Consider the following 21,319-nt stretch of genomic DNA (forward strand, 5'->3'; position numbering starts at 1 on the left):
TGCGCCTATAAAAACATTGATTAGTAATAATGTCTATATTATAATAAGGTGTATAATTTATTAAAATTTCTTTTACACTATAGTATACAGTAATATTATAATAAATTTCAATGATAAATATATAAAATTAATTGGTATATTTATATTATTTAACTTTTATATCAAAGGGCTTAATACATTTATACTAATAAAAAAGGATATGAGAATTTATATTACATATGATGTGTTTGCATAACATATCAATCTATACTATAATTTAAGCATTCAATTGAAAAATTAAAATAACAAATTATTTGCTATATATCAGGAGGGCGTAAAATGAATGTCTACGAAAAATCACTAAAACTACATGAAGAAAAAAAAGGTAAGATTGAAATTAATTCAAAAGTACAAGTTACTAATAAAGAAGAATTAAGTCTTGCATATTCACCAGGTGTTGCTGAGCCTTGCAGAAAGATTGTAGAGGATGAAAAGAATATATATAAATATACATCCAAAGGTAATATGGTAGCAGTTATCACTGATGGTTCAGCAGTTCTTGGTTTGGGTAATATTGGACCGAAAGCTGCATTACCTGTTATGGAAGGAAAATCAATTCTTTTTAAGAATTTCGCTAATGTGGATTCTTTCCCATTATGTCTTGATACTCAAGATACTAATGAGATAATTAATATATGTAAAAATCTGGCACCTTCTCTTGGAGGTATCAATCTTGAGGATATATCAGCACCAAGATGTGTTGAAATCGAAAGAAGATTAAAAGAAGAACTTGATATTCCTGTATTCCATGATGATCAACATGGTACAGCAATTATTGTGACAGCTGCGTTACTGAATGCTTGCAAATTGACTAAGAAAGATCCAAAAGAATTGAAAGTCGTTGTTAGTGGAGCTGGAGCAGCTGGCAGCTCTATTGTACGTATGATCCATAATTATGGTGTAGGAGATATCATTTCTGTTGATATAGATGGAATCATCAATTCAAAACGTGAGAATTTGGATTTTCTACAAAAAGAGATACTTGTTATTACTAATAAAAATGATGTAGAAGGTAATTTGGCAGATGCAATGAAAAATGCCGATGTATTTGTTGGTGTATCCGCTGGTAACATTGTTTCAAAAGAAATGATAGAATCCATGAATGATAACCCATTCGTATTCGCAATGGCTAATCCTGAACCAGAAATCACTCCTGAAAAGGCTAGAGAAGCGGGTGCTAGAATTATAGGTACAGGAAGAAGTGATTATCCTAATCAGATAAATAATGTACTGGCTTTTCCTGGTATATTTAGAGGAGCTCTTGATATTGGAGCTATGCAGATAAATGAAGAAATGAAATTAGCTGCTGCATATGCTATTGCAGGTGTCATTGATGAAAATGAACTCAGAGAAGATTATATCGTACCTTCGCCATTTGATGAACGTGTAGTCAATGCCGTAGCAGAGGCTGTAGCTAAGAAGGCAATAGAAACTGATATAGTAAGAAAATAACAGAAAAAATACTATATTGATGTATCAATGAGTTTTTAATCGCCTTTTTACATGAATTATTGAAATGTGTAAATTAGGTATATAATGATTAATACGTAAATAATAAATGAAAAGGTGAAAATTATGAGAGAAAATAGAAAAAGCATAGGAGATGCAGTTTATAGTACTTTATATAAAAATATAATTAACATGACTTTACTACCTGGAACGATTATGAGCGAAAAGGATATATCTGCTAGGATGGAAGTAAGTAGAACACCTGTCAGAGAAGCATTTATAAAACTATCAAAAGATGGTCTTGTATATATAGTACCCCAGAAAGGAACAATTGTATCTAAAATAGATATGAAAAGAGTTGAAGAAGAAAGATTTTTACGAGAGATTCTAGAGTGTGGAGTTTTGGAGCTATTTATGAAATGTAAAACAGAAGATAGCATTTATAAGATGAAAAAGAATCTAGAAAAGCAGAAAGATGCTCTTGAGAAAAAGGAATACGATAAATTCATGGAATATGATAATATGTTCCATAAGATTACTTTTGATGAGACCAATAAAAACATGTGCTGGAATATTATAGAAAATGCTTCTGGACATTATTATAGAATTAGATTGATCACAGCTTGGATGGAAGATATATCTATTAATGTTATAGAACAGCATCAGGAACTGATTGATAGAATTGTCGATAATGACTATGAATCAGCAAAAAAGATATTGAAACATCATATTAGGAAAATAATTATTGAAGAAGATGAAGTTTTCGAAAAATATCCAGAATACTTTAAAGCCATAGATGATGATAATATTTTTGGTGATAATCTATTTTCAGATTTGAAAAATAAATAAAATCATATATTCATGTAACATATATATAAAGTTTTTGATTGTTAACATAAAGTTCAACGATTAAAGGCTTTTTTTACTAGCTAATATACTATTGACACTACCATACAAGTATGATACCATGAATTTATCAATTACTCAACTTTTCCAGTTCAATATTCTATGCAGGTAAGTTGATTAACGGTGGAAAAGTTGAGTCAACAATAATATATAAAAAGGTGGTAAAAATTATATGAAAATGTCATTTAGGTGGTATGGTACGGGACATGACTCGGTAACTCTAAAAAATATTCAGCAGATCCCTGGAATAAAAGGAGTAATCACAACTTTATATGATTTGCCTGCGGGAGAAGAGTGGTCGAGAGAACGAATTCAAGCTATGAATAATGAAGTTAGAAACGGTGGTTTAGAGATATATGGTATAGAAAGTGTTAACATCCATGATGCAATCAAAATTGGGTTGCCTGAGAGAGATGAATATATTGAAAGATACATAAATACACTCAAGAATCTATCAGATGAAGGTATTAACATGGTATGCTATAATTTCATGCCTGTTTTTGACTGGACACGTACTGATTTAGCTAAATTAAGAAATGATGGTTCTACTGTATTGGCATATGACCAGAATGTTATTGACAACATTCAACCTGATAAGATGTTCGAGAGTTTTGGACAGAGTACTAATGGATTCGAACTTCCAGGATGGGAACCTGAAAGAATGGCTAAAGTTAAAGAGCTTTTTGAAATGTACAAAGATGTTGATGAGAAAAAGCTATTCGAGAATCTAAAATATTTTCTTAATGCCATAATGCCTACTTGTGAAAAATATGGTGTAAAGATGGCAATACATCCAGATGATCCAGGATGGAGTGTATTCGGGTTGCCAAGAATCATCATTAATCAAGATACTATACAACGTATGGTAAAAGAAGTGGACAGTCCATATAATGGTGTTACTCTCTGTACAGGTTCATTAGGAACTAATCCTAATAATAATATACCAGAAATCATTCGTTCCCTTGAAGGTAGAATACACTTTGCACATATTAGAAACATGAAGCATGAAAGTAAGGGCGTATTCGAAGAAGCGGCACATCTATCTTCTGACGGTTCTATGGATATGTTTGAAATCGTGAAAGCTCTATACGATATAGGATTTGATGGACCAGCTCGTCCGGATCATGGTAGAATGATATGGGATGAAGTTGCTATGCCGGGTTATGGTTTGTATGATAGAGCTCTTGGAAGTCAATATATATTAGGACTATGGGAAGCAATAGGAAAGATGAGTAAGTAATAAAAAATCAATTTAATGGAGTGTGATATTATGAAGCTTTCTATTAATGAGCTAAAAAATAAAGAATTATGGGAACAAAAGGGGTATACACTTCCTTCTTTTAATATTGAAGAAGTTAGACAGAATACAAAAAAGAATCCAACATGGCTACATCTTGGAGCCGGGAATATATTTAGGGCTTTTCCAGCAGCTGTACATCAAGATTTATTAAATGAAGGTTTATGTGATACAGGAATCATTGTGTGTGAAGCTTTTGATGAAGAAATCATAGAAAAAGCTTATGCGCCATATGATAACCTTAGTATACTAGCTACTCTAAAAAGCGATGGACACATAGATAAAAAAGTCATAGCGAGTGTTACTGAATCTATAGAAGCCAGTAAAGGTATGGATAGATTAGTTGAGATATTTGAATCACCTTCATTACAGATGGTTAGTTTCACTATAACAGAAAAAGGTTATTCATTGACTAATGCTAAAGGGGAATATTTTCCTGATGTTGATAATGAACTAAATAATTTCATTGAAAATCCAAAAAGTATTATAGGTAGAGTTGCAATGCTTAGTTATAAGAGGTATCTAGCAGGCAAATTGCCTGTATCATTCGTAAGCATGGATAATTGTAGTCAGAATGGTACTAAATTATATGATGCAGTTAGTGCTTTTGTAGATAAGTGGGTAGAAAAAGGATTTGTTGGTGAAGATTTCAGAGAGTATATGAACAATTCTGAATATGTCTATTTTACTTGGAGTATGATAGATAAGATTACTCCTAGACCAAGTGATGATGTAAGAGAAATATTAGCAAATGATGGAATTGAAGATACTGAAATTGTATGTACCAGTAAAAATACATATGTTTCTTCCTTTGTCAATGCTGAACAAGCACAATACTTAGCTATAGAAGATAGATTTCCTAATGAAAGACCTCCTCTAGAAAAAGGCGGAGTGATGTTTTCCGATAGGGAAACCATCGATAAAATAGAGAAGATGAAGGTAGGTACTTGCCTTAATCCTTTACATACTATCTTAGCTGTATATGGGTGCTTGTTAGGGTATAATTCCATATCGGATGAAATGAATAATAAATATCTTAAGGCATTTGTTGAGAAAGCAGGATATGTAGAAGGGTTACCTGTTGTAGTTGATCCAGGTATCATCAATCCTAATGATTTCATTAAAGAAGTTATTGAAGAACGTTTTCCTAATCCATTCCTAAAAGATACACCACAGAGGATTGCTTGTGATACATCTCAGAAGATACCAGTTAGATTCGGTGAAACTCTAAAGGCATATGTAGAAGCGGGTAAAGATGTATCATCATTAACTTATATCCCATTATTCTTTGCCGGATGGATAAGATATCTTATGGGTGTTGATGATAAGGGAAACAGTTTTACCAAGAGTCCTGATCCAATGCTTGATGTGTATAGTAAATATGTTGAGGATATTGAATTAGGAGATAAAGGACCATTTGCTGATAAACTGAAACCTATATTATCAGATGATAAATTATTTGGTGTGGATTTATATAAATATAATTTAGCTGAAAAAGTTGTCAAGATATTTACAGAACTTGTAGTTGGAGTAGGTGCCATAGAAGATGCACTTAAGAAATATTTAGATATTTGATTTTACAATTTAATATAATTTAATTTGTGGATAATTTTTATTGTAATGATAAAAATTATCCTTTTTTTAAAATAAGTACTATACTTTATATTTCTATGGAAATTATTTAGAAAATTAGTGATATGGGTATTGACAAAAAATAAACACGGGCATATAATATTAGCAAATAACTATATAAGAATATTATTATATACTTAAAGGAGGATTACTAATGAAGATTGATAGTATGGAAGTTAATGTGCTTAAGGCATTGGCTCATCCTGTAAGACTAGAGATAGTAAAAAAATTATTTAATGGAGAACGTTGTGTATGTGAACTATGTGATGATAACGAGTATTCTCAAGCAAATATGTCCCAACATCTAAAACTTCTGAAAGATGCTGATATAGTAACTACAAGAAAAGATGGTAATAAAGTTATCTATACTATTAAGCACAGTGAAGTTAAAGAAATCATTACATTAGTTGACAGATTGGTTAGGACAGAAATTGACAGATTGTTAAATGGAGAGGAATAGACATGTTTAATTGGTTAGATTATTTAGCAAAACTACTGGTAACTCAAGTTTTTGGCTTGGAAATGGAAAGTAAATTAGGGAGTAGTATACACTTTTTTGTATATGATACTATAAAAATTGTTATTCTATTAAGTATAATGATATTTGTAATTTCGTATATAAGAAGTTATTTCCCACCAGAAAAAACTAAGAGGATTCTGGCTAAATTTAAAGGTATAAAGGGTAATATTATGGCATCATTACTAGGAATAGTAACTCCATTTTGTTCATGTTCTTCAGTGCCTATATTTATAGGATTTGTTGAAGCAGGAGTACCTCTTGGACTTACATTTTCTTTTCTGATTACTTCACCGATTGTTAATGAAGCGGCATTTATTATCTTATTAGGATTATTCGGGTGGAAACTAGCTGTTGTATATGTTATTACAGGTGTTATAGTAGGAGTTCTTGGTGGACTTATAATAGGAAAAATGAAAATGGAGAAGCATGTTGAAGAATATGTGTATAAAATGGATGTAGCACAGATTGATCCAGATGAATTAACTATTAATGAAAGAATTTCATTTTCATTACAGAATGTTAAAGATATAGTTAAAAGAATATGGTTGTTCTTAATAATTGGTATAGGAATAGGAGCTGCTATACATGGATGGGTTCCGGAAGATTTCTTGGCTCAGTATGCAGGCGAGAATAATCCTTTTGCTGTAATACTTGCTGTAGCATGTGGAATCCCACTTTATTCTAATGCAATGGGCACAATACCTATAGCACAGGCACTTATAGGTAAAGGTGTGGGAACAGGTACAGCACTTGCATTTATGATGGCGGTAACAGCATTATCCGCACCTGAATTAATTTTACTTAGAAAAGTAATAAAGCCCAAATTAATAGTTTGGTTTGTAATAGTAACAGGTATAGGAATATTATTGACAGGCTATTTATTTAATTTCATTGGGCATTTATTAATGTAATATTATAAATTCTACAAAAATATGGAGGTAATACAAATGTTAATAAAAATACTTGGAGGCGGTTGTAAAAATTGCCAGAATCTGCATAAGAATACACTAGAAGCACTAGAGACTCTAGGTGTAGAAGCAGAAGTAGTAAAGGTAGAGGAGATTAATGATATTATGGCATATGGTGTTATGAAGACACCTGCGCTAGTAATTGATGAGGAAGTAAAAGTCATGGGACGTGTACCAAAGGCAAAAGAAATAACTAAGATTCTAAAAGAGTATATTTAACTATATATAACTATATATCACTATATTTGTTCATAGAGTATTAAGTAACCATAGTATATAAAAAGTACTTACAATTGCTAATAGTTATAAAAACTTGATAAAATCCCAAAGTTAGTGTATAATGAATAATACTGGATGAGTAGAAGTAAAAAATATTAGTATTTGATATGCAAGATATATAATGTTACATAGCAGTATATATTCAAACATATCAAAAATGTTATAGTATGTAGAATGAAATCGCATTACATCATAACATTCTTAAAAGAAGAAAGTATTTTTGAAAATATTTGATTTGAACTGGGGTTTGTTTTGGGTCTATTTCTGTTGTAGGCAAGAAACTATGCTACTATTGTAGTGGCATAATGTGAGTATAGTAATATATGAAACATAAGCACTCTAACTCTTATCTAATTAAGAGTTGGAGTGCTTTTTTAATAGGAAAATTTTAACTCTTATATATAAAAAAATATTTATTAATTTTATTTAATGAAAAAGGACTTTTATATGAATAATATAAAAAGGTGGTTTTTTAACTATATTAAAAATATTGGTGACAAAGATTCACTTTTATATAAATAAATTAAAGAAAATGGAGGATTTTATGGAAAAAGAAAATTTAAGCAAAAAATTGTATTCTAGAAATTTCAAAAAATGGGGCTTTGATATGAACTTATTCGTATCAATAGTATCAGCGATATTAGTTTTGGCCTTTATCATATTTACTATTGCAAAACCGGAATTATCAAAAACAACATTTAATAATATTAATAATGGCCTCAATGAGAATTTTAATTGGCTGTATGTTCTTACAATTAATCTTTCTTTTATATTTTTACTAGTTATTGGTATATCAAAACTTGGTAGAATAAAGTTAGGTGGTTTTACAGCAAAACCTGAGTATAATAATTTTTCATGGTATGCAATGTTATTTAGCGCAGGTATCGGTATTGGAATATTCTTTTATGGAGTAGCAGAACCTATTTATCATGAAAGTATTCCACAAGGATTAAGTTCAGGTTCTACATTTGATAATTTTAAAGTTATGTATATGCATTGGGGTGCTCATGCATGGGCGCTATATGGATTGGTAGCAATTGGTTTGGGTTATTTCGCATATAACAAGAAGTTACCTTTTTCTTTTAGAAGTTTATTCTACCCATTGATTAAAGATAAGATATTTGGAATATGGGGAGATATTATAGATACTTTTGCAGTATTGGCAGTATTATTTGGACTTGCAACATCTCTAGGCCTTGGAGCTAAGCAGATTAATTCAGGAATGAATTATGTTTTTGGTATACCAGTTAGTTCAACTGTGCAAATTATTTTAATTGTGATTATTACATTTATTGCAACTTTATCAGTAGTAAGTGGTATATCAAAAGGGATAAAATTATTGAGTCAGGCTAATACAATCATAAGTGGTGTTTTATTATTGGCGATTCTTTTGATTGGACCAACTGTTTATATTTTATCCACATACATGTCAAGTATGGGACTGTATATAAAGGACTTTTTTGGCGCAGGACTTTTTACGGCAACTGCAGCAGATGATATCTCATGGCAAGGAACATGGACTGTATTCTATTGGGCTTGGTGGATTTCTTGGACACCTTTTGTAGGAACTTTTATAGCTCGTATATCTAAGGGTAGAACTATAAGAGAAATAGCGATAGGAACAGTTGCTTTACCTACTGTCATAATAACCATAGCTATGACAATATTAGGTGCATCAGGTGTTTATACTAATGATTTACATGGTGGTGTTATCAAACAAGCTATAGATAGTAATATTGCGACTGCTATGTTTGAGATGTTTAGATACATGATTGATTCAAAAGCTTTACAGATGGTATTTTCTTTTGTAGCGATTATAGCTATTGTATTATTCTTTGTTACTAGTAGTGATTCAGGATCATTGGTTGTTGATAATTTGACAAGTGGTGGTAAGCAAGATTCTCCAAAGACTCAAAGAGTTTTCTGGGCGTTAATGGAAGGACTTATAGCATTATCAGTGTTACTTCTTGGTGGGGAAGCTGCTTTAAAAACAATACAATCAGCAGTGGTTATCACAGGATTACCATTTGCGATATTATTGATAATAATGATGTATTCTCTATCGAAGGAACTTAAGAAAAGTTATAAAAAACACGAATATAATACTATACTCAAGCTTAAGAGAAGAATGGACAAGTTAGATGATGATGTTGAATATAAGCAGTAATGTATAATACTATTAATAAAATTTTGGTAAAATCAAATAATATAATTGAAATCAATATTAAACAATGCTATATTAAATACTATAACGTATTTAGGAGGTATTGAGTATGGAGATTCGTAAGATTATTGATGATAAGCAGATATTACAGAAATTTGTTGATTTACAATGTTATTGTTTCAATTTAGATAGAGATATAGTTGAATTTGAACTAGACAAAATGTTCGGCAAGGATGAATCAATTATATTAGGAGGCTTTTTAGATAATCAATTACAAGGTTCGTTGATAATCAATGATTTCAATATATATTGGAATGGTCTTAATGTGAAGATGGGTGGTATCGGGGGTGTTACTACTTTCCCTGAAGCCAGACAGAATCATGTTGTTTCCCAATTGTTGATTGAATCGTTGGAAATCATGAATGAAAACAATCAAATATTTTCATTGCTTGCTCCGTTTTCCTTTTCCTTTTACAGAAAATATGGTTGGGAGTATGGAACCACAATGAAAGCAATGGAACTAGATATTGATGGATTATCACATTTCAAGAGTCAGGGATATGCATTGAAGCCAATTGGTAAGGAGCATATACAAGCAGCAAAACAGGTATATGAAAAGTATTATTCTTCTTTTAATGGACCTAGCAAGAGGACTGATCTTAGATGGGATGTTACATTTGAGAGAAACTTAGGAAACAAAGTATTCAGTTATGGAGTTTTTGATGATGACGATACATTAAGAGGATATATATTCTATAAATTGATTGATAACCAATTTGTTGTTAGAGAAATGGTATATGATTCTTTGGAAGTAAGAAAACAGTTATTGTATTTCATATATGTCCATAGGGCACAGGTTGAGAAAGTTAAATTTGTAATGCCCGAAAATGATAAACTGGATATGATACTTACTAATCAGAAATTGAAGATGGTTATAGAGCCATACATGATGGTTCGTGTAATAAATGTCAAGAAAGTATTGGAGATGTTTCCATTCAGGAATGTCCATAGTTTAGATTTCAGTATAGGTATTGAAGATAAGTATGCTAGTTGGAACAATACGGTTTTTGAAGTAAAAGTTGATGATGACAAAATACAAGTTGCTGAAAATGAAAACAGAAAACCTGACATCAGTTGTTCGATTCAAGTTTTTTCTCAGGTTATTTTCGGATTTATAAGCATTGAAGAAGCATTCAATTTAGAATTGGTATCATGTGATGATATTAATCTAATTGAAAAGCTTAATAAAATCATACCAAAAAAATGTTCTTACATAACAGATGGATTTTAGTATTAATGCAATAATTTTTATAAAAATAATATAAGAATAAAATTATAAGAGACTACCTTATCAAATAATAATATGATTGCAGTATAGTTTGTGATTGCAATACAGAATATTAATATATGAGGTAGTCTCATTTTATTGTTTTTATAAATTCCTAGCTAATAAATAGCCAGATTTAGTCGCTTCAAAGACTTTTCCTTGTTTAAATGAATCACCTATATTATATATTTCTGGAGCTGCATTTTCTTCTACAAGATTGTAATATAGTGAATCTATAGGTCTTCCACCAATAGCCATTACTACTAAATCAGCGTTGATTTTCATTTCTTTTTCTTCAATCTTCATTTCTTTTGCAAGAGGATTAACTACATTCTCCGGTAATAATGGTGCCCATGTAATATATGGATCCGGTACGGTGCTAGATATATTTTTGGAAACTATGATACCATCTTTTTCTATACTCTTTAATCTTGTGCAATTATGTAATTGGACTTTATTGTCTTCTAGATAATGTATCATATATCCTCTATTAGCTGTACAAACATGATTCATGAAATAAGGTTCCATTTCGATTATTTCAACATTTTTGTTCATTTCGCTTTTTAACATATAAGCTGTTTCACAGCCAACTACACCGCCACCTATTACAGCAATGGTTTCGTGATTTTTGGCTAGATTTTTATTGAGTAAGAGATCTGTTGCTAAAACGACGTTATCTCTATCGTAACCAGGTAGTTTTGGTATGATTTGTTTAACACCTATACCTGTTATAATTACATCATAATTTTCTGATTTTAAGTTTTCCACAGTGGCAGTAGTATTAGGTTTATATGTTAAGTCATAGTCTTCACAAGCTTTTTTAATAGAATTATTTAAATATTCATTGTAATTTCTTACGTCGAATTTGATCTTTGGAATAGACCCTGTTATAAGTAATCCTCCCGCTTTTTCATTTTTATCGATTAATGTTACATCATGGCCTCTTTTTGCAGCTGTTACTGCGCAAGTAACACCAGCTGGACCAGCACCTATTACAGCAATTTTCTTTTTATTGGCAGTCAATGGAAATTCTTCTTTATACACATCTTCAAATCCTGTTCTAGGATTGATTGCACATTGTGGGTGACCGCCTTCTACGAATTCATTTATACAACCTTCTTGACAGCCTATGCATGGGATTATCTCATCCACTTTGTTCGCATAAACTTTATTAGGCCAATATGGATCGGATAATAATGGTCTACCTAGCATGATCATATCGCAGGAGTTGTCACGTAAAGCTTTTTCGGCTAAATCAGGATAACCTAATTTACCTACACCTGCTACAGGAACTTCATTTCCTGCATTTGATTTAATATTATTTTTATTAAAATATTCTTTTACTATTTTTGATACTTCTAAATAACATCCTGGAGGCATTGGTCCTGGTGGGTGAGGAAGCCACCAATTATCATAGCATCCAAGATCAACGTCAAACACATCTACGCCAGCGGTTACTAGGTTTTTCATATAATCAAGAGTCATGTCGACCGTTCTTTCGTTTTTAAATTTTTTGAGAGATTTGACACTTGACATTCTTTCACCGTATGTTTCGTTAAGAACCAAGGATAAATCTATTCTATACATTATAGGATAATTTTTACCACATCTTTCTCTTATTTCTTTTACTAAATCGATACCGAATCTCTGCCAATCAGAGTATTTCCCTAGTTTCCTTCTATTGAAAGCAGGATTGGTCAATTGCTCCAATAGATAACCCTCGTGTCCATGCATATATACACCATCAATCAATGCAGCTTTGGAGTCGGCAGCAGCTTGACCTGATTTTTTGATTATTTTCTTAAGTTTTCTATCTGATAATCTAAGTGATGGTACTCCTGGCATATAATAATTAGGATTATATGATGCTGATACAGGAAATTTGTGCATATTAAGAACACACTGGGGATTCCCGACTCTGCCCAGACCAGGACTTATTTGAAGGAAAATCTTAGCTCCAAATGAATGACAGTTTTCTGCTATATCTCTCCAAGGTGCAAATGTAGTTCTGGATCTATCAATTCTTGGAAAGTAGGTTAAATCACCTTTCTCTATAATGGAATTGTCGATTCCATAACTTATAGGTATTAGTCCGGTAGTAATTAATCCTACACCACCTTTAGCTCTTTCTGTAAAATAGCTAACCATTTTTTCGTTAGGTCTACCGGTTTCGTCACACATAGAAATATTACCCATTGGTGCCATTATCAACCTATTCTTGATTTTGGTTCTATTTATTGTTATAGGGGAAAAAAGTTTAGTATAGGGGTATAATGAAGAAGTCATTTTTCCGTATTCTAGAAGTGTATTGTCATGAAACCAATTTCCATAACTACTAGTTAAATTCTTAACTCGTTCTTGATAAGATACCATATTTTTCCTCCTTGAGTTAGTGTATACTTACTTATTCGACATTATTACAATCTATCCTTCTATTTGTGAGCTTATGTATATTTATTCTTAGATCCAATTTAATATAGGTCCGAATATTATTAATCCTAGTATGTCTATAGAAAATATAATTCCAACGGTTATTAGTTTGTTTTTTAATTTTTTCATATCATGAACGATATAGCACATTGTTATGAATGGCATATAACCAATAAGTATAATTAACCAAGGACAATAGCCTTGCCACCAGGAGTATTCCCAGGTTAATACGCCTATATGATTCAATATTATTTCTACTATGACAAACAATATGGAATTAAAAACTACTAAAAAATATCTATTAGGAATACCTAATATCTTTATTTTCTTATCTTTTGGTAGCATTTTGGCACATGCTATTCCAGCAACTAGAAACATAAGTGTAATCTCAATATTTAGGCCGATTAGTATCAAATATGCACTTTTGGTTGGTGCTCCCCACACAGGTGCATATCCTGTAAAATGGAATACTAATGAATTCCATATTTCATTAATCCAATCCATTCCCCAGAAAGCCAGTCCAGCTAAAAGAACATTCCAATTTCTTTTTTCAACCTCAACAGCATAGATATAGATAACTAGCAAAAGTATTGGAATGATATACCATTGAAAATTTGAAGAATCTCTCAAGAGTATCAATGATTGTCTTGTGGATTCTGTCATAGTAATACCTCCTTCTTAATAAAAATTTTCATTGGATAGATATTATCTAGTAGGATTTTAGTTAATGTTGTATATTGTGAGTTAGTTGATGATATAAAATAGAAATGTATTTTGGATAAGTATATTATAGCATAAATGGATATATTTGAAAGCTAGTAAAGTTCTATGATCAAGAATTTTTACTAGCTTTAGTAGGAAGGTACAGTGGAAGGTACTGGGTAAAATTTATTCGATGTTATTAATTAGTAAGCATAGATGTAAGTTATTTTTTCATAAATAATTCTGTAAACATGTAGCCGTATTTACTACCTTTTTGAATTCCTATTCCAATATGTGTGAATTCAGGATTAAGAATATTTTTTCTATGCCCAGGAGAATTCATTAATGCTTCATGGGCTTCTTCTACTGATTTATTACCTGCTATATTTTCAGCAGCACTTAGGTACTGTATACCAAAATCTTTCAACATCTTAAATGGATCACCATAAGTAGGTGAGTTATGACTGAAATAATTATTATCTATCATATCTTTTGATTTTATTCTTGCAACTTCTGAAAGCTGATTATCTGCTACGAGAGGTTTCAATCCATTTTGTTGTCTTGATTGATTAATCAATTTAACTAGTTGTTGTTCTTCGTTTGATATATTTTGGTTTGTAGTAGTATTATTATTATCAGTATCTGTTTCTACATTATTGTTTTCTGGCGGTGTAGTTGTGTCTGTTCCAGGTGTTTGTTGTTGAGTAGTTGTATCGTTAGGTGTCTGTTGCATAATGTTTGGATTATCTCTTGTTGGTGGAGTCTTCAATAGATTGTCATAACCATTTTTCTTGGTAGTATTCTGATTGCCTTTTCCACCACTAGGAGTTTGAACATTATTGCCTTGTGAAGCTTGATTACCTTTGTTTAATGCACTATCAGGTAATACTGGTGTACACTGTTTCTGAGGAACGAAACCTATTTGATTGTTGTCTAATTTAACTGCTACCCAATCTTTGTTTATCTCACTTAATACATTAAGTGTAGTGTCTTTATTACAAGTTTGTAATACTGATGAATTAGGATCGCATCCTACTGTTACTTTACAATTATCTGCTGTTATTTTCACAGCTTGCATTTGTCCAGTTTGGTTAACTGATGATTCTATTCCTTTTACAGGTTCTTCATTGGATCTGCATGATGTAAACATGACAGATGCAAATAAAGTGAATATAAGTATAACGCTTATTTTTTTCATCTTTATCCTCCTTATCTTAATAAATTATTGTAATGTTACATATTAATTGCTATAGAATTATTTCTAAAAAAAAATACTTATATCATTATTATTAGAAATGGCTTAATTTTTATTAAAATAAAAACAAGTAAATAAGTATTAATTTACCTAATATACGACTGAATTTACCTAATATGTGGTTGAACTTTAATTAAAGCACATAATTAGAATAAATTTCCAAAAAATTATAATAATAAATATATATCTAAAAATATAAATAACTGATTTGTATTGGCTTTACAGTAAAATAGAAGCTAGAGCTGATAGGATAATCAACAGCTCTAGCTTTCTTGTTTGTAAATATAATTAAAACATGAATTTTGTTACTTTTCTAAAGCATTTTTTGAATATTTTTTCAAAAACACCTTATGCATCATATAACTTTCAAATTTGTTTATTGGAACTCCACCACCTAGAAATTGTACTTCAATAAAAGTTTTACACGCTTTTTCTAGAATGAAACAAGCTGTAAATGCTTCTTCGAGATTTCGTCCACCACATGCAGCTCCATGATTGGCCAGTAAAACAGCACTTCTTCCTTTCAGGGCTTTAATGGCTCCTTTGACCAATTTTTTGCTACCAGGTAATGCATAATCAGCTACACGAACAGAAGGTCCCAGTATCTGTACCATATCGTCCAATAGTGGAGGAACTTCTCTTTTGGCTGCTGCTACAGTTGATGCATTAGAGGAATGAGTATGAATGATTGCATTGAATTCTTTTCTGGTCTTGTAAATCTCTCCATGGAGTCTCTTCTCACTGGAAGGTTTATTATTACTATCATAGCTAAAGTCATTAATATTGACCAATACCATATCATCAGGTGTTAGTTTATCATAGGGAATTCCACTTGGAGTAATTAACATATAATCATCATTCAATTTCATACTTATGTTGCCCCAAGTTCCTGCTATAAGTCCAGTTTCAAGTAAACGTAATCCAGCTTCGCACAATTCTTTTTTCCTTTTTTCTAGTAATTCACCTTCAGGCTTATTACATTCCTTATTTGAAATATTACCTGTTGCATCTAATATTATAGGTGATTCCTTTAGTTTTAATGCAATTATGAATGTTATGAGTATCAGAACACTGAATATGACGAGAGATAAGGTCATATCACCAGATGCTGCACTGCCTAAGGCATCCATTAAAAATATAAATATTATTCCTGATATCTGACCCATAAGCATTAATATGCCAAAAGATGTTCCTTCTGGGACAGGATAAGCCACTTCAGCACCATATTGAAAGGCTATTGGTCCCATACCCATTACTAGGAATCCGACTAAACCTGCAAAGATTGCTATTACAATGTATTCGCTAGAAAAAGTTAGTCCTAGGAATGCTGGTATGGTAAGTATTATCGGCCATAATAGAAGAGGTCTTCTTCTTTTCAATTTATCAGAGAATGCAGGAAGAATGACAGCACCAATAAGTCCCACTATTACTAATATTCCACCTATTAAACCAGCTTGAACGGAAGTAATTCCTCTAGGTGACAGCATTTCTTCAATCCAAGTCATTACAGCATTGAATATACCCATCATAACAAACATACAAATCATTAGATATATGTAAGTCTTTTTCTTAAATAACTTGTTTATCTCTTTTACTTTAAAAGTAGTTGATTGATATTCTGGTCCCGGTGGAGTTTTAGGTTTTTCTCTAGCGAACATTATGAATATCAATGCACAGATTACTGATGCATAACCGTAATACATCAGTAGATTTTTCATTCCTACAGATTCAAATAGTCTAGGTGAGAGAATCATTGCAATTACCATTCCGACGTAACCTGCCATTGTCGCCAAACCAGAAGCTGTAGCCCTAGAGTCAATGGGAAACCATCTGGCTGCTATTTTAGTGATAGCATTAACAAGGAATGGTTGACCTAATGCAACACCTATCTGACAAATGACTACTATGGTATAGTTATCAGCAAAAATACCCCTAGCCATGCCGAAAACTGCTGAAAGAACAGCACCTATGGTTACTGAAATTTTGAAACCCTTGGTATCAATAAGTATTGAAGCTGGTATAGCTGCTATTATATAGACAATCATGTAACACATTGATAAGAAAGCAATACTTATACCTGAGACATTATAATAACTTTCTGCTGAGTTGGTTATGGGTGCAAATGTTAGCCAGAATATGTTAGTCATAGCCAGTATAGGTAGTGTACAAAGAAGTACTACCCATCTATAGGGATAAATCTTATATTCTTTCAATTGTTTGACCTCCGTCTATTGTTTTATTAAAAAAGCCATTTGATTTTATATTGTTGTGATGAATTAGAATCTCCAAGAATTAATTTCACTGTAAGTTTTCTTAAGTGAGTAATATATAGATTTGTATGAATTAAAAAGCTTATCATATTGTTGAAAATTATTAGTGTCAGGAAGGTATGTATTTTGAGGATAAATGATTTTCTTGATTTCTGCAAAATCTTTGTAGATTCCAAGACCGACGAATGCACACATTGCAGCGCCAAGAGCACCACACATCTGAGGATTGTTAGTTACTTGAATTTTCTTTTTGGTGATATCTGAGATGATTTGCATCCATTGTTTATCTAAAGCACCACCACCTATTATCTTAAGATCAGTTATATTAAAAGAAAAATCTTTTATGAAGTTTTCTATTATCCATCTTAGATTATAGGCGACACCTTCGTAAACAGAACGCATCATATGTTCACGGGTATGTTCATGAGTAATATTGAATAGAGTAGCTCTTGTAGTAGTTGTACTGACGGGACAACGTTCTCCACGCATCCAAGGTGTGCATATAAGGTAATCGGAACCAGCGGGAACTTTCTTGACATCTTCGTCCATTAATTCATATATGTTTTTGATATTAGGGTCATTCTGTTCGTGCTTATAGAATTCGTCTGCAATCCATTTGATACATGAGCCGGCAGATTCTATTATGCCTACTACAATATTCATATTTGGATCACCACTTTGCAAACAGACTGCTGCATGTTTGAATTTCAGGTTTTTCTTAGTGGTTACACATACCCATGCAGATGTACCAAGATATATGTGGGCTTCTCCTTCTTCTACAGCACTAGAACCTATTGCTGCGCTTTGGGTATCATCACAGCCTCCGAATACAGGAGTACCTTCTACAAGTCCCATGGCTTTTGCAGCTTCTTCTGTTAGACCACCTACATTGTCAATAGAACTTACGAGAGGTGGAAGCTTATGGATGTCGATTCCTGCTGCTTTTATGATGAATCTCATCCAATCTTTTTTCTTGAGATCAAACCCATAAGAACAGGCTCCAGAGTATTCCGTCACTTTTTTACCTGTGGTCCTGAATTTTAGGTAACCGTTAACATCAAGAAAATATTCTGTTTCATTGTAGATAGTTGGTTCGTATTCTTTTATCCATAGCAATTTTGGAATTACATCTTTACCAACTAATTCAATACCAACAATTTTTTTGAATAATTTTTCCCCCATAAGTTTTTTCATGATTTTTTTAGCTTGTTTTTCAGCTCTTCCATCTACCCAAGTAATGTTAGGACGAAGTACTCGGTTATGTTTATCAATAGGAATGATACCCATTGCTTGAGTAGTGAAAACAATTCCTACAACATCTGTAGGAGAAATTCTTGATTCATTAAGAACATTTTTACTACCTTTTACAGCTGCTTCATAATAATCAGTGGGATTCTGTTCAACCCAGTTAGGATGGGGAACATCAACAGGATAACTGTTAGAGGATTTGCAGATAGTATTTCCTAATGTATCAACTAGAACTGTTTTACATGAACTGGTTCCTACGTCATGAGCAATGACATATTTTAAGTTCACTTTATCCCTCCTCCAAGTAATCTCTTACGGTTCACAATTTAGAGTCTAAATTCATTATATCATAACATTTATTTGAATGCTAATATAAATTTGTAATTTAATATAAAAGTTAACTATTGTATAATTTTAAACTTAAGTATAAATATTCTTGACTGCAATAATATTTATATGTATAATTGAATTAAAGCTAAGGGTTAATAATTAACATAGTAAATTATATAAATGGAGGAAGTATGAATATAGAAAATATTTCTCGTAGAGAACGTAAAAAAATTAAGACTAAATCAAATATACTTACTGCAGCTAGACATCTTTTTGAAGAAAAAGGATATGAGAATGTTTTAATTGAGGATATCACCGAGCGAAGTGATGTTTCTAAGGGAACATTTTTTAATTATTTCACTAACAAGGAAGGACTAATGTTAGCTGTAGCAGAAGATGAGGTTTTTGATATTCTTGAACTTGCTGATGAGAATTTTTACAAGATTGAATCTAGCAAAAAAAAGATTAAGATGATTATGGAAAGACTACTGAAAGATTCAATTCCGTATATGCAATTAACAGGTAGAATGGTTTTTTCCACTATAATAAATAGTGGTGATAGCAATTCACCGTTTCATAAGATATACGAATTACTTGATAGTCTAGTTGATGAAGGAAAAGAAAATCTGGAATTCACTAAAGATGTTACTAATAAGGTTATTGTAAACTCAATTATAGGTGCTTATTATAGTTTGATCTTTAGATGGTTTGACAGTAAAGAAAAAGTTACGATAGATGATGTAAGTAGTATATTAGATATTATATATAAAGGACTTTCAGTACAGTAATTACAGATAATATACGAATCTGATACATGATATCGACTAGCATATATAAACATAATTCTAATGATTAAAGCTTAACTGATATACAGTGAAGTCAATAAATAGAATTAATAAATTAGTAATTATAATGTTGGGAGGTATATTATGGAGAAGAAAGGATATTCAGTATCTAAGTGGCATGATACAAAAGAGATATATGAGCAGATTGATAATTTATTGGCACAACCAATACGTAGAGTCAAAAGAGATGCCATGAATAAGTATCTTGATTATTTTCATACCAGATGCAAGAAATCGAAAGAAATGATTACAGAGGCCAAAGAACATATTCCAGGAGGGGTGCAGCATAATCTAGCTTTCAATCATCCATTTCCTATAGTTATTACTAAAGTGGATGGACCTTATATGTATGATATTGATGGTAACGAGTATATTGACTTTTTACAGGCTGGCGGTCCAACTATACTAGGTAGTAATTATAAGCCTGTACAGGAAAAAGTTATTGAACTTATAAAAGAATGTGGACCTGTTACTGGATTATTCCATGAATATGAACTGAAAATCGCGAAAGAAGTGAAGAAACATTTTCCTTCCGTTGAACTCTATAGAATGCTTGGCAGTGGAACAGAATCTGTCATGGCAGCTATAAGAATCGCAAGACTTGCTACTGGAAAGAAAAAGATAATAAAATTAGGTGGTGCTTATCATGGTTGGAGTGACCAGATGGTATATGGACTTCACATACCTAATACAAGAGGATTCGAAGCACATGGTATTCCTGGTAAATGCCGTCGTAATACTCAAGAAGCCTATCCTAATAAGTTACACAGTTTAGAGAGGGTATTGAGATTCAATAGATTAAGAGGTGGTACAGCAGCTGTAATAGTTGAACCAGTAGGACCCGAAAGTGGAACTAGGCCAATTGATAAAGATTACAACAAAAATATAAGAGAACTGTGCGATAAATATGGAGCTATACTAATATTTGATGAAGTTGTAAGTGGATTCAGGATAGGTATTGGTGGGGCTCAAGGATATTTTGATGTAAAACCCGATCTTACTATATTTGGTAAAATCATAGCAGGTGGTTATCCTTCAGCCGGTGGACTTGGAGGAAGAAAGGACTTAATGGAACATATCGCAGCAGGACTCCAGAGCGGTAAGAAGAGAGCATATGCAGGAGGAACACTTGCAGCTAATCCAATAAGTGCTTTGGCAGGATATTATACCATAAAAGAAATTGAGAGAACCAATGCTTGTGAAGTAGCAGGTAGAGCAGGGGATCGATTGACAAAAGGATTAAAAGAATTGATTAGACATTATGATCTTCCTTTTGTCGCTTATAATCAAGGTTCAATATGTCATCTTGAAACAGCAGGAACAATGTTCACCAAGATATTCAGACTAGGTGGAATGAAAGAAATGAAAGCCAGAAAACACATGATGGAAGAAATGGGTGCCGCATATATGGCAGAAGGTCTAGTGACTCTTGCAGGAAGCAGGATGTATACCAGTCTTGCAGATACAGATGAAATAATAGATGAAGGATTAAATAGATTCGAAAGCGTATTTAAAAATGTAGAAGGAGTCAAGTGACATGCTCCCCCACTAAACCTATAAAACGGTTTTGAGGGGGTTTCTTGGGACGTAGTAACCTAATGGTTACTATTATTACCAAGCTCTACGGGTAAGCCCTACCCTGTAATATTTTAATATTG

At 32.0% G+C, this 21,319-nt stretch carries 16 protein-coding genes; 11 read left to right on the forward strand and 5 right to left on the reverse strand.

Annotated elements, in window-relative coordinates:
- Positions 1 to 318 precede the first annotated feature (318 nt).
- The 9 genes from QMG30_RS12355 to QMG30_RS12395 all read left to right on the forward strand — a co-directional run bounded on the left by QMG30_RS12355 (position 319) and on the right by QMG30_RS12395 (position 10,545).
- Positions 319 to 1,491 carry an NAD(P)-dependent malic enzyme gene (locus QMG30_RS12355; protein WP_281815782.1) on the forward strand — a complete coding sequence of 391 codons (1,173 nt, stop codon included), beginning with the start codon at positions 319 to 321 and terminating at the stop codon, positions 1,489 to 1,491.
- 123 nt (positions 1,492 to 1,614) lie between these two features.
- On the forward strand, positions 1,615 to 2,337 hold the full coding sequence (locus QMG30_RS12360; RefSeq protein WP_281815784.1) for a GntR family transcriptional regulator: 723 nt from the start codon (positions 1,615 to 1,617) through the stop codon (positions 2,335 to 2,337).
- Between the two features lie 229 nt (positions 2,338 to 2,566).
- Positions 2,567 to 3,634, forward strand: coding sequence for a mannonate dehydratase (uxuA, locus tag QMG30_RS12365; protein WP_281815786.1), 1,068 nt, complete (start codon positions 2,567 to 2,569; stop codon positions 3,632 to 3,634).
- A gap of 30 nt (positions 3,635 to 3,664) precedes the next feature.
- Positions 3,665 to 5,266, forward strand: coding sequence for a mannitol dehydrogenase family protein (locus QMG30_RS12370; RefSeq protein ID WP_281815787.1), 1,602 nt, complete (start codon positions 3,665 to 3,667; stop codon positions 5,264 to 5,266).
- Positions 5,267 to 5,477: 211 nt separating this feature from the next.
- A complete protein-coding gene (locus tag QMG30_RS12375; protein ID WP_281815788.1) occupies positions 5,478 to 5,783 on the forward strand; it encodes an ArsR/SmtB family transcription factor in 306 nt (101 codons plus the stop codon).
- Between the two features lie 2 nt (positions 5,784 to 5,785).
- The gene (locus QMG30_RS12380; protein WP_281815790.1) at positions 5,786 to 6,754 is read left to right on the forward strand and encodes a permease; all 969 of its coding nucleotides are present in this window, start codon (positions 5,786 to 5,788) and stop codon (positions 6,752 to 6,754) included.
- A gap of 36 nt (positions 6,755 to 6,790) precedes the next feature.
- Positions 6,791 to 7,030: a thioredoxin family protein gene (locus tag QMG30_RS12385; RefSeq protein WP_281815792.1), complete on the forward strand. Its 240-nt coding sequence runs from the start codon at positions 6,791 to 6,793 to the stop codon at positions 7,028 to 7,030.
- 604 nt (positions 7,031 to 7,634) lie between these two features.
- The gene (locus QMG30_RS12390) at positions 7,635 to 9,257 is read left to right on the forward strand and encodes a BCCT family transporter (RefSeq protein ID WP_281815793.1); all 1,623 of its coding nucleotides are present in this window, start codon (positions 7,635 to 7,637) and stop codon (positions 9,255 to 9,257) included.
- Between the two features lie 106 nt (positions 9,258 to 9,363).
- Positions 9,364 to 10,545, forward strand: a complete 1,182-nt coding sequence (locus QMG30_RS12395) for a GNAT family N-acetyltransferase (RefSeq protein WP_281815794.1) — start codon at positions 9,364 to 9,366, stop codon at positions 10,543 to 10,545.
- Positions 10,546 to 10,686: 141 nt separating this feature from the next.
- On the opposite strand, the gene QMG30_RS12400 is transcribed toward QMG30_RS12395, so the two are convergent.
- The 5 genes from QMG30_RS12400 to QMG30_RS12420 all read right to left on the reverse strand — a co-directional run bounded on the left by QMG30_RS12400 (position 10,687) and on the right by QMG30_RS12420 (position 18,774).
- Positions 10,687 to 12,954 (reverse strand): FAD-dependent oxidoreductase, encoded by a 2,268-nt coding sequence (locus QMG30_RS12400; protein WP_281815796.1) that lies wholly within the window; start codon positions 12,952 to 12,954, stop codon positions 10,687 to 10,689.
- A gap of 87 nt (positions 12,955 to 13,041) precedes the next feature.
- Positions 13,042 to 13,674, reverse strand: coding sequence for a hypothetical protein (locus QMG30_RS12405; protein ID WP_281815797.1), 633 nt, complete (start codon positions 13,672 to 13,674; stop codon positions 13,042 to 13,044).
- Positions 13,675 to 13,936: 262 nt separating this feature from the next.
- A complete protein-coding gene (locus QMG30_RS12410; protein ID WP_281815798.1) occupies positions 13,937 to 14,911 on the reverse strand; it encodes a CAP domain-containing protein in 975 nt (324 codons plus the stop codon).
- 362 nt (positions 14,912 to 15,273) lie between these two features.
- Entirely contained in the window at positions 15,274 to 17,181 is a 1,908-nt protein-coding gene (locus QMG30_RS12415; RefSeq protein WP_281815799.1) for an MFS transporter, read from the reverse strand.
- A gap of 63 nt (positions 17,182 to 17,244) precedes the next feature.
- Positions 17,245 to 18,774 (reverse strand): xylulokinase, encoded by a 1,530-nt coding sequence (locus tag QMG30_RS12420; protein ID WP_281815801.1) that lies wholly within the window; start codon positions 18,772 to 18,774, stop codon positions 17,245 to 17,247.
- A 233-nt stretch (positions 18,775 to 19,007) separates the two neighbouring features.
- Between QMG30_RS12420 and QMG30_RS12425 the strand changes: the two genes are divergently transcribed.
- Together QMG30_RS12425 and QMG30_RS12430 are read left to right on the forward strand one after the other, a co-directional pair.
- Positions 19,008 to 19,604, forward strand: coding sequence for a TetR/AcrR family transcriptional regulator (locus QMG30_RS12425; protein ID WP_281815803.1), 597 nt, complete (start codon positions 19,008 to 19,010; stop codon positions 19,602 to 19,604).
- 141 nt (positions 19,605 to 19,745) lie between these two features.
- Positions 19,746 to 21,197 (forward strand): aspartate aminotransferase family protein, encoded by a 1,452-nt coding sequence (locus QMG30_RS12430; RefSeq protein WP_281815804.1) that lies wholly within the window; start codon positions 19,746 to 19,748, stop codon positions 21,195 to 21,197.
- The last annotated feature ends 122 nt before the right edge of the window (positions 21,198 to 21,319 follow it).

It is taken from the genome of Vallitalea longa (assembly GCF_027923465.1).
In the GTDB taxonomy this organism is placed as follows: Bacteria; Bacillota; Clostridia; order Lachnospirales; family Vallitaleaceae; genus Vallitalea; species Vallitalea longa.